The sequence below is a fragment of the Rhodopseudomonas sp. B29 genome (assembly GCF_000333455.1).
Classification (GTDB): domain Bacteria; phylum Pseudomonadota; class Alphaproteobacteria; order Rhizobiales; family Xanthobacteraceae; genus Rhodopseudomonas.
Map to the genome: position 1 here is coordinate 1 of NZ_BADD01000214.1, position 9,656 is coordinate 9,656.

Consider the following 9,656-nt stretch of genomic DNA (forward strand, 5'->3'; position numbering starts at 1 on the left):
CTTCCTGCTCGGGCCGACAGTCGATCATGCTGATCGACTTCGAATACGCATCCAACAACGATCGATTGTATGATCTGGCGATCTGGGCCGGCGAGCACTTCTTCCCCGAGGATGTCGAGCGCGAAATCATCGAGGAATATTTCGGCCGTTACGACATGAGCGCCCACGCCCGCTTCATCGTCCACAAGGCTCTGGCGGATATCAAATGGAGCACTTGGGCGATGGTGCAGAACCGGATCTCGACGCTCGATTTCGACTTCTACAAATACGGGATATGGAAGCACATGCGGGCACGTTCGATCATCCAGGACCCACGCTGGCCGCTGTTTCTCAAGGCGCTGTGATGGCAGTCCCAGATCTCGCTATCGACGTCGCCGACGAATATCTCGCTTTTGCAGCCGAGCTTGCCGAAGAAGTTCGACCGATTGCTTTGTCGTATTTCCGGACGCCTCTGGAAGTCGCCGCCAAATACGACGACAGCCCGGTGACGGTCGCCGACCGCACCATCGAGGCGAAGCTGCGCGAGCGCATCGTCGCGCGGTTTCCTTCGCATGGCATTTACGGCGAGGAGATGGGCATCAAGCAGGGCGATGAATTTACCTGGGTGATCGATCCGATCGACGGCACCAAGAGCTTCATCACCGGCTTTCCGCTGTTCGGCACGCTGATCGGACTGACCTATGATCGACGGCCGTTCTGCGGCGTGATCGACATCCCGGTGACAGGCGAGCGGTGGATGGCGCGTCCTGGCCTGACGACCTATGGCGGCAAGGCGGCGCGTGCCAGCAGTTGCAGGCGCGTGGCAGAGGCGCGATTCTACACCACGTCGCCGGATGGTTTTGCCGGTGCGGATCGCGACTGCTTTGAACGGCTGTCGCGCGCGGCGCAGTTGCGGCGCTTCGGCGGAGATTGCTACATGTACGGCATGCTGGCGTCCGGCCATTGCGACTTGATCCTCGAAACCGGCCTGCAACCATACGACTACATGGCGCTGGTGCCGGTGCTGGAGCAGGCGGGCGGTCGCATCACCGACTGGCAGGGTGCGCCGCTGTCGGAGGGCTCGAGCGGGCACGTGCTGGCGTCGGCGACCGCGGCGCTGCACGACGAGGCACTGGCGTTGATCAACGGCTAGGGTGAGGTGATGTCTTACACCAGCACTGTAGGCGGCACGCTGTATCGGTTTTCCGATCTGAAGCAGCTGATGGCAAAGGCGACGCCGCAGCGCTCCGGCGACGAGCTCGCCGGCATCGCAGCCGAGGGCCCGGTCGAGCGCCTGGCCGCGCAGATGGCGCTGGCGGATCTGCCGCTCAAGACCTTCCTGGCCGAAGAGCTGATCCCGTCCGATGACGACGAGGTCTCGCGGCTGATCGCGTCGCGCCACGATCCGAAGGCGTTTGGTTCGGTCGCCTCCCAGACCGTCGGTGAGTTTCGCGAATGGCTGCTGAAGCCGGAGACTACACAGGCCGAGCTCGAAGCTATAACGTTCGGCCTGACGCCCGAGATGGTCGCGGCCGTGTCGAAGATCATGCGGCTGCAGGATCTGATCGCCGTCGCAGCCAAGCGCGAGGTGGTGACTCATTTCCGTTCAACCGTCGGACTACGCGGGCGGCTGTCGACGCGCAATCAGCCCAACCATCCGACCGACGAGTCGCGCGGCATTCTGGCGTCGGCGATCGACGGCCTGCTGATGGGATCGGGCGACGCCGTGATCGGCGTCAATCCGGCGACGGACAGCCTGGCCGACTACATCCGCATCGTCGAGCTGCTGGACGATCTCAGAGCGCGGCTGGCAGTTCCAACACAAACCTGCTGCCTCGGCCATGTCACCACCGCGATCGCCGCCATCGCGGCTCGAGCGCCGGTGGATCTGGTGTTCCAGTCGATCGCCGGATCGCAGAAGGCCAACGAGGGGTTTGGTATCACGCTTGCGCTGCTCGCCGAGGCGCATGATGCCGTGCGGTCGCTGGGGCGCGGCCCCGCGAACGCCAACCTGATGTATTTCGAGACCGGGCAGGGGGCCGCTCTCTCGGCGGACGCGCATTTCGGCGTCGATCAGCAGACCATGGAGGCGCGGGCCTACGCGGTCGCGCGCGAATTCAGGCCGCTGCTGGTCAACACCGTCGTCGGTTTCATCGGGCCCGAGTATCTGTTCGACGGCAAGCAGATCATCCGTGCCGGGCTGGAGGATCATTTCTGCGGCAAGCTGCTCGGCCTGCCGATGGGCGTCGACGTCTGCTACACCAACCATGCCGATGCCGATCAGGACGACATGGATACGCTGCTGACGCTGCTCTGTGCCGCCAACGTCAATTTCGTCATCACCGTGCCGGGTGCGGACGACGTGATGCTGAACTATCAGTCGCTGGCACACCACGACGCTGTGTTCTGCCGCGAAACGCTGCGCCGGCCGCCGGCGCCGGAATTCGAGCAATGGCTCGTCGAGGTCGGACTCACCGATGCGTCGGGCACATTGCTGCCTCCGCCGCTGCGGCTGATCGAGGGAATGGCCAGTGTCCCGCTTCTCGGAGCCGCCCATGGCTGATTTGAAAGCCGATCGCCCGGGCGAAGGCTTGCCCGATCTGCGCCGGATGACGGAGGCGCGCATCCTGCTGGGCCGATTTGGCGCCGGCCTTCCGACCCGCGCCGTACAGTCGTTCCAGCTCGATCACGCGCGCGCGCGGCAGGCGGTGTGGTCCGAAGTCGACCGGGCTGCGCTACGCAACGAGCTCGGCGAGTTGACCGTCGAGATCGCCGAAGCTCACAGCATGGCGTCGACGCGCGAGGAGTTCGTCCGGCGTCCCGATCTCGGACGGAGACTGTCGCCGGATTCCATCTCAGGCCTCGGGAAACTGCCGCGCGGGCGCGACGTCGTTATTGTGCTGGGCGACGGATTGTCGGCCAGTGCAGTCACGACCAACGGCGCGGCCGTGACCCGAGCGGTCCTCGAGCGCCTCGACGCCGCTTCGATGTCGGTGTCCGCCGTTGTTCTCGCCGCGCAGGCGCGTGTCGCATTGGCCGATCCGATCGGCGAATTGCTGGAAGCGCGGGTTGCGATCATGCTGATCGGCGAACGTCCCGGTCTCTCCGCAGCAGACAGCCTCGGCGCGTATCTCACCTACGGGCCGAAATCGGGCACGCCCGATTCACGGCGCAACTGCATCTCCAACATCAGGCGCGGTGGTCTTGCAATCGACGAAGCCGCCGACAGCATGACGGCATTGGTGGCCTTAATGCTGAAAACCGGAATCAGCGGAGTCGGCCTGCAGAGCGCTGCTTCGAATCTTCTGCCCGAGGATGCCAAGCTGATAGGCCTCAGTCCGGCGGCGATTGGTTCCAAGACGGAACCGCATTAGCTCTCGGCAATTCGCTGACCGCTTCGGGACGACGTAGAGCCGGGGTCGCCGCCGATCGGCAAGTCGACGAAGCTGCGCCCGCCGCCTGACGCTCTGGCTTGCCGTTTTGCCAAACTTCCGATTCCGCAAGGAGTAAATCGCTCCTCCGCCCCAAATTCTCTGCGCAACGATTTGGACCGTATGACGTTTGGCGTATGAACCTGAACGGCGTTTGGTTGGAACTTTTTTGTGATGAGTGGACACGACACGTCGGAACGGAAGCTGTTCGAAAGCGAGCGGGCGTTCCGGCTGCTGGTCCAGGGTGTCACCGACTACGCCATCTATATGCTCGACCCCTCCGGCATCGTGTCGAGCTGGAACACCGGGGCGAGCCGGATCAAGGGCTACGACCCCGCCGACATCATCGGCCGCCACTTCTCGGTGTTTTATCCGCCGGAAGATCGCGACTCCGGGTTGCCGCAGCGGGCGCTCGAGACGGCGCGGCGCACTGGCCGATTTGAAGCCGAGGGGTGGCGCATCCGCAAGGACGGCACGCGGTTCTTCGCGTCGGTCGTGATCGACGCCATCGTCGAAGACGGTGAGTTGGTCGGCTTCGCCAAGATCACTCGCGACATCACCGAGCGGCTACGCGCACGCTCGGCGCTGAGCGAGAGCGAGACACACTTCCGCCTGCTGGTCAGCAACGTCACCGACTATGCGCTGTATATGCTCGACCCCGAGGGCCACATCACCAATTGGAATCTGGGCGGCCAGCGCATCAAGGGCTATGTGCCGGACGAGATCGTCGGCCAGCACTTCTCGCGTTTCTACACGCCGGCCGATCGCGAGGCCGGCAGGCCGGCTCGGGCGCTTCAGATCGCGCGCGACAAGGGCCGCTACGAGGAGGAGGGCTTGCGCGTTCGCAAGGACGGCAGCTTCTTCTGGGCCAGCGTGGTGATCGACCCGATCCGCAACGACCACGGCGAACTGATCGGCTTTGCCAAGATCACCCGCGACATCACAGAGCGGCGCGAGGCGCAGCAGAAGCTCGAGCGGATGCAAAAGCAGCTCGCCGAGTCCCAGAAGATGGACGCGCTCGGCCAGCTCACCGGCGGTGTCGCGCACGACTTCAATAACATCCTGATGGCGGTGACCGGACATATCAGGCTGGTCAAGCGCTACTCGTCCGATCCGCGGGTCCACAAGGCGGCCGATGGCATCGAAGCCAGCATCCAGCGCGGCGCGGCGCTGACGCGGCAGCTGCTCAGCTTCGCGCGCCGCCAGCACGTCAACCCGGTCCTGCTCAACGTCAGCGCCACGGTGGCCTCCGTGCAGGAGGTGCTGGAGACCGGGCTCGGCAGTGCGGTGCGACTATCGCTGGATATCGCCGAGGATGTCTGGCCGGTGATGGCAGATCCGGCCGAATTCGAGACCGCCCTGGTCAATCTGGTGATCAACGCCCGCGACGCGGTGCCGAACGGCGGCGAAGTCCGCATCACTGCCGACAATCGCCGGATCGACGGCGTTGGCGACGTGGTGTGTATCAGCGTCGCCGACGACGGCGTCGGGATTCCCGAAGATGTTCTCGCCAACGTGTTCGATCCGTTCTTCACCACTAAACCGGTCGGGAAGGGCACCGGGCTCGGCCTGTCGCAGGTCCACGGCTTCGCCAATCAGGCCGGCGGGTCGGTGGCGATTGAAAGTCGGCTCGGTGAGGGCACCAAGGTGACGATCTGCCTGCCGCGCGGCGAGGTGAAGGCGGTAGCGGATACTCTCGATCCAGTGGGAGAGAGCGTTGCCACGGTGTTGCTCGTCGAGGACAATCCCGACGTTGCCACGTCGAGCACGCTGCTGCTCGAAGAGCTCGGTTACAGGGTGAAGTGGGTGACCGATGCTGAAGCGGCGCTGAGCGAGATCGAGAACGAGGGCATCGATATCGTGTTCAGCGACATCGTTATGCCGGGCAAGATGGATGGTCTCGGCCTGGCCCGTCATCTGCGGGCGCAGCGGCCCGGCATGCCGATCGTATTGGCGTCCGGCTACAGCGACGCGGCGCGGCAGGGCGGCGTCGAGTTCCCGATCCTGCGCAAACCCTACGAGCTTCACGAACTCAGCCGCGCGCTGGAGCACGCCAGCGAACGTGTGGGGCGAGCGAATTAGTTTGCAAGCTCAGCCGCGGCCTTAACCTTTCCCCGCGCGCGGGGAGAGGTCGGTCCGGCGAGCGCAGCGGAGCCGGGCCGGGTGAGGGGGCGCTTCCGCAAGTCTGAGCTTGAGTTGGTAAGCTGCCGTTCGACCTTGTCGAGACGCCCCCTCATCCCACCCTTCTCCCCGCACACGGGGAGAAGGAGCAGGCGGTGCATGCGGCGTCGGCGGAGCCACTATCTATCCGTCATTGCGAGGAGCGCGCTGCTCGGCACTGCGTTCCTCGTCAGGCGGCTTCTGCGACGCGGACGAACGAGCGGGTGATGCTGTCGACGTTCTGGTCGACCCAGGCGGCCATCGCCTGTTCTTCCTTCAGCGAGGCTTCGAGATGCGGCTTGCAGCTTGCCGCGCCGGCGAGATCGGCCAGCGACAGCAGCGATTTGTAGGCGGCGATCTCGAAGTTCTCGAAAGCGTTGTTGGCGAAGGTGTTCTTGAGGATCTCGTCCGGCATCACGGTATGCGCCAGCGCTGCCATGTTGCCCATGATCGACTGCGTGGTGTCTTTGACGGTCGAGTTGCTTTCGCCGAACTCGGCGAGGCACGTGTCGAGATGCTGGAGTTGGGTTTCGGTCTCGCGCAGATGCGTCTGCAGTCTGGCGCGCACGTCGGGATACGAGTCCAGCCTGCCGATCTGGCGCTCCATCATCTCGCGGGCCTGGACTTCCATGGCGTGCGCATTACGCAGCCCGTCAATTAGTAGCTGGCGTGGATCTTGGGGCATCGATTGCTCCTCGGGAAGGTGCTCGACCAACGAGGGGCAGAACGCAACGTTCCTGATGCGCCGCACGAGCGTTACGAGCTGCGACACCGCGTCGGGGGGCTCAAACGAGCCAGCGCGAAGACTCGGATGTTCACCAGGGTGTTGAGGTCGAACTAATCGCGTCCGAGGATTCGTAGCGAATGCGATCGTGGACGCGTAACCAGAACGACAAGGCGCGCTTTTCCCGGCGCGAGCCAAGGCTAAAAGGAGGGAGCGGCTGATCGCATCCCACGGCGCCCGGCGTCGTGTCAGCCGGCTCGTCAGCGCCGCACCTTCCCCCAGGGGCTGCGATGACCAACCCCGAGGTCTGCCGCCAGACCTCGGGGTTTTCCGTTTGTGGGGAGGCAGCGGCGGATATCGATCAAATGAGGCCGGGAAGCCGCTTCCCACAGCGCCCAGTTTTTGCTAATGACTTGCAATAGCAAGTACGTCTCGTCTTTGGAACTTGTCTAACGCTCTGTTTTTCCGCGTCAAATCAATGAACGCGGCTGCCTCTCAGTCGCATCAAGGGTCCACAGCTGGCCGACGAGGGCCGAATTTGGGGGATCGATGATGAAAACAGGATTTGACGAAGGGACGACGGCCGGCGGTTTCAGAAATGGCGCGGCGATCGTCGGTCTAATGGCCGGGATGATGCTGAGCGCCGTGGAGGCACGCGCCGAGCCGCCGTCCTGGCCGTTCTATGACGCGCCGTCGCTGCCGCCGCTGGCGAGTTTTGCCTCCGCCGCGCCGGCCGTGCCCGGCAGCCATCATGCGGCGGGCATCGATACCGAACACATCTTCGGCTTCAGCATGGGCTCCGACATCGGCGAGCCCGGCGAGGTCGAGGTCGAGATGGAGAATGTCGCCGCCTTCGGTAAGCGCGGCGGCAGCTACGCGACCCTCGGGACGCTCAATCAGGTCAAGTACACGCTGACCGATCGCTTTCGCATCGCACCCGGCTTCGCGCTTGGCGCGCAGCGCATCGATACTGTGCCGGGCTTCGATAATCGCCGCCATATGACGTTCAATGGCGCAGCACTGGAGTTCCGCGCCAAGCTGATCGATCGGGACAGCGCGCCGTTCGGCCTCACTCTTCACGCTCAGCCCGGCTGGAGCCGCGTCGACGAGGGCAGCGGCGCGCGCATCGAGCAATATGGTAGCGAGTTCGCCGCGTTGATGGATCGCGTGCTGATCAAGGATCGGTTGTTTGCCGCTTTCAACGTCTGGTACGGCACCGCGGCGACGCGGGAACTTACCGGCAATACCTGGGGCCACGATTCCGAACTCCAGCTCCACGGCGCACTATCCTACGCGGTGACCCCTGCGGTCGTGTTCGGTGGCGGTCTCCGTTATCTTCGAAGCTATGACGGCGGCGGCCTCGACCGGCTGTGCGGCGAGGCGGTCTATCTCGGTCCGACGTTCTCCTGGAACATCAACAGCACGGTCGGTGTCTCTGGCACATGGCAGATGCAGATCTCCGGAAGGGGAGAAGGCGACGGCTATAAGTTGAACCTCGATCGCTACGAGCGACACCAGGCGATGCTGCGCCTCAACGCCCATTTTTAAGGGGCTTGCGATGGCTGATGGCGCGGCGCGCGAAGTGTCGCGCCATCACAATTGAGTCCAACTTTGCAACTAATCATCACGGATCACGAATAACGGGGGCGTTGGTCGTGCGCGGGGGACGCACGCGATGGATTCGCCGATGCCCGCTGATGTTCCGCCGGACGCTGCTCCGGCTTCGCTCTCCTCTGTTCCGCCCGCTTCATCGTCCGTTCCCGCCGCACTGGTACTGTCGCGCGGCGTGGCGCGGCTCGAGGTGATGCTCAAGCTGACCACCGCGATCCTGGCGCTGGCCGCCGGAGTCTATACCTATCTCGGCGTGCGCGAGCTGCTCAACGGCAGCCCGACCACGGTGGTGTTCGCCGCCTTGATCTATTCGGTCGCGGTGTCGGTCGGCATCTACGCCTTCTGGGTGTTCCTGATGCAGTTCATGCCGCATGTGGTCGATCGCGGCGGCCGCGTGCTGATGTTCGGCTGTATGCTGCTCGGCTCGCTGATGATCGTGGCGATGTCGTCGTGGCTCAACGCTTCCGCGCTGGCCGGCGCGGCGGCCATCCGCCAGCATCTCGCCATCACGGTGCAGGACTACACGCGGGATCTCGACGCCGCCAACACCAACGCCATTGCGTCGCAGGGCCTTCTGCCCGACATCCAGATCGCGTCGTCGCGCTTCGCCAAGCTGGCCGATGCCGAACGCGCCGGGTCGCTGACCGGAACGTCCGGGTCAGGCACGGTGGTGCAGCTCCTGACTCAGATGTCCGGCCAGCTCGACAGTCTCGGCAAAGAGGTCGAGGCATCCGGCAAGCGTGTGTCGCAGCTGTTCGAGGAGGGCGGCAAGCACCTCGCCAAGATGCGCGAACTGGTGTCCGATCGCGGTCCGATCGGCGAGCGCAGCGACGGCTTCGCCACAGAATCTCTGGCGCTGATGGGCGTCATCGCCAATCTGCAGCAGACCTCGGTGGCGCCGGCCGTGAAGCGCGCTGCGACCTCGCTGTCGTCGTCGTTCATCGCGCCTGCCGCAGGCGGGCGGACCAACGATCTCGCAGACCGGCAGACGGCGGTGGTCGGCAAGGTCGAAAGCGCCGTCGCGGCGCAGGCCGCGTCGCTCGCCGCGGCAGCGGATGCCATCCTCGACCGGCCGAAGATCGAGCCGGTGCGGTTCCAGGCATTGTCGCCGGCCGAAGCCGTGCTGCGCTACGCCGGCGATTTCGTCCCGAGCTGGGCCGGCGCGATCTCGATCGATCTGATGCCGGCGGTGCTGGTGCTGATCCTGTGCGTCGTCCACGCCGCGATCCGTCGCGAAGGTCTGCCGGCGGCGAGCGCCAATGCCATGACGGCTGCCGAGATGATGGCGGCGCTGCGCATGGCGCGCGAAGTCGAGCAGGCCAGCCGCGCGGCGCGCGCGGAGCCTGCCGTACCGGCTCAGCAGGCTGTCGAAGCCGATCATCCCGCAGCGACGCCGACATCCGAGCCGCCGCTCCACGCCGATGAAAACGTCACCGCACTGCCGTCGGCGCGGCAGGTCAAGTAAGCGAGCGGCCGATGACCACTCTGTCGCAGCGGTTCCACGCCTGGATGGCGGGCACGCCGGAAGACGAGGTGCTGCGTCTGCTGTTGCGTGTGCTGGTCGTCAGCGCGGTGGGCGCCTTGCTCTACGACGTCGCCAGCAGCAACGGCTGGATCGCGCCGGCAGATCTCGCCGCCGCGCCGACCGAGCAGCGCGAAGCTTCGCCCGGCGGCCTGCCGGGGCTGCCCGCGATCCTGACGCCATGGCTGCCAGGCGGTGATCGCCTCGCGCCGCTGCCGCAGCCCGAGGG

8 protein-coding genes and 1 pseudogene are annotated in these 9,656 nt (G+C 65.0%); 8 read left to right on the top strand and 1 reads right to left on the bottom strand.

Annotated elements, in window-relative coordinates:
• The 5 genes from I5M_RS07550 to I5M_RS07570 all read left to right on the top strand — a co-directional run.
• A partial coding sequence (locus tag I5M_RS07550) for a choline kinase (protein WP_022720842.1) occupies window positions 1-344 on the top strand: 344 nt, incomplete at its 5' end.
• Complete coding sequence (hisN, locus tag I5M_RS07555) at window positions 344-1,132, top strand: histidinol-phosphatase (protein ID WP_022720843.1); 789 nt, start codon at window positions 344-346, stop codon at window positions 1,130-1,132. The genes I5M_RS07550 and hisN, both read left to right, overlap by 1 nt.
• Window positions 1,133-1,141: 9 nt before the next feature.
• A complete protein-coding gene (locus I5M_RS07560) occupies window positions 1,142-2,542 on the top strand; it encodes an ethanolamine ammonia-lyase subunit EutB (protein WP_022720844.1) in 1,401 nt (466 codons plus the stop codon).
• Entirely contained in the window at window positions 2,535-3,353 is an 819-nt protein-coding gene (gene eutC / locus I5M_RS07565) for an ethanolamine ammonia-lyase subunit EutC (protein ID WP_022720845.1), read from the top strand. The genes I5M_RS07560 and eutC overlap by 8 nt, the downstream gene beginning before the upstream one ends.
• Window positions 3,354-3,584: 231 nt before the next feature.
• The gene (locus I5M_RS07570; RefSeq protein ID WP_022720846.1) at window positions 3,585-5,492 is read left to right on the top strand and encodes a PAS domain-containing sensor histidine kinase; all 1,908 of its coding nucleotides are present in this window, start codon (window positions 3,585-3,587) and stop codon (window positions 5,490-5,492) included.
• Between the two features lie 268 nt (window positions 5,493-5,760).
• On the opposite strand, the gene I5M_RS07575 is transcribed toward I5M_RS07570, so the two are convergent.
• Window positions 5,761-6,255, bottom strand: coding sequence for a ferritin-like domain-containing protein (locus I5M_RS07575; RefSeq protein ID WP_031335778.1), 495 nt, complete (start codon window positions 6,253-6,255; stop codon window positions 5,761-5,763).
• Window positions 6,256-6,846: 591 nt separating this feature from the next.
• Here I5M_RS07575 and I5M_RS07580 point away from each other — a divergent pair.
• The 3 genes and pseudogenes from I5M_RS07580 to I5M_RS07590 all read left to right on the top strand — a co-directional run.
• The gene (locus I5M_RS07580; protein ID WP_244431951.1) at window positions 6,847-7,842 is read left to right on the top strand and encodes a hypothetical protein; all 996 of its coding nucleotides are present in this window, start codon (window positions 6,847-6,849) and stop codon (window positions 7,840-7,842) included.
• A 139-nt stretch (window positions 7,843-7,981) separates the two neighbouring features.
• A complete protein-coding gene (locus I5M_RS07585; RefSeq protein ID WP_022720849.1) occupies window positions 7,982-9,370 on the top strand; it encodes a hypothetical protein in 1,389 nt (462 codons plus the stop codon).
• Between the two features lie 11 nt (window positions 9,371-9,381).
• Window positions 9,382-9,656 (top strand): annotated as a pseudogene (locus tag I5M_RS07590) (hypothetical protein); the annotation flags it as partial.

What these genes read in the sequence shown, in the direction of transcription:
- hisN (WP_022720843.1), top strand. Translation starts at nt 344, where the DNA reads ATGGCAGTCCCAGATCTCGCTATCGACGTCGCCGACGAATATCTCGCT.
- I5M_RS07560 (WP_022720844.1), top strand. Translation starts at nt 1,142, where the DNA reads ATGTCTTACACCAGCACTGTAGGCGGCACGCTGTATCGGTTTTCCGAT.
- eutC (WP_022720845.1), top strand. Translation starts at nt 2,535, where the DNA reads ATGGCTGATTTGAAAGCCGATCGCCCGGGCGAAGGCTTGCCCGATCTG.
- I5M_RS07570 (WP_022720846.1), top strand. Translation starts at nt 3,585, where the DNA reads ATGAGTGGACACGACACGTCGGAACGGAAGCTGTTCGAAAGCGAGCGG.
- I5M_RS07575 (WP_031335778.1), bottom strand. Translation starts at nt 6,255, where the DNA reads ATGCCCCAAGATCCACGCCAGCTACTAATTGACGGGCTGCGTAATGCG.
- I5M_RS07580 (WP_244431951.1), top strand. Translation starts at nt 6,847, where the DNA reads ATGAAAACAGGATTTGACGAAGGGACGACGGCCGGCGGTTTCAGAAAT.
- I5M_RS07585 (WP_022720849.1), top strand. Translation starts at nt 7,982, where the DNA reads ATGCCCGCTGATGTTCCGCCGGACGCTGCTCCGGCTTCGCTCTCCTCT.